This is a genomic window from Vibrio marinisediminis, from assembly GCF_014050145.1.
GTDB classification, from domain to species: Bacteria; Pseudomonadota; Gammaproteobacteria; order Enterobacterales; family Vibrionaceae; genus Vibrio; species Vibrio marinisediminis.
In genome coordinates, this window is the sequence record NZ_JACFYF010000190.1 from 1 (window position 1) to 289 (window position 289).

Sequence of the window (289 nt, forward strand, 5' to 3'; positions counted from 1 at the left end):
TAGGCATTATCGGCGTGGAACATGGCGCGGTCGACGATCGCCTCGGAGAGGTCCGGCGAGTATCCGCAGTCACCGATCAGGGTAAGTTCGCCGCCCTGGATCACGCCCGCCTCGTCGATGCCTAGCCGGTAGCGATTGTGGAAGGGGTGGCGCTTGCCGGTGGCGCGCATGTCCTCGGCGCGGGGCAGGCGTAGCTTGGCGGCACGCCCGGTGCGACGGCTGATCAGGGCGGCGATGCACGCCCACGGCGAGGCCTGGGTCTCCTTGCCTCCGAAGCCGCCCCCCATGC

1 protein-coding gene is annotated in these 289 nt (G+C 69.6%); it reads right to left on the reverse strand.

Annotation, left to right across the window (positions count from 1 at the left end):
- Window positions 1-289, reverse strand: a 289-nt coding sequence (locus H2O73_RS20865; RefSeq protein ID WP_182110782.1) for a molybdopterin cofactor-binding domain-containing protein, incomplete at both ends; no start/stop codon positions are given.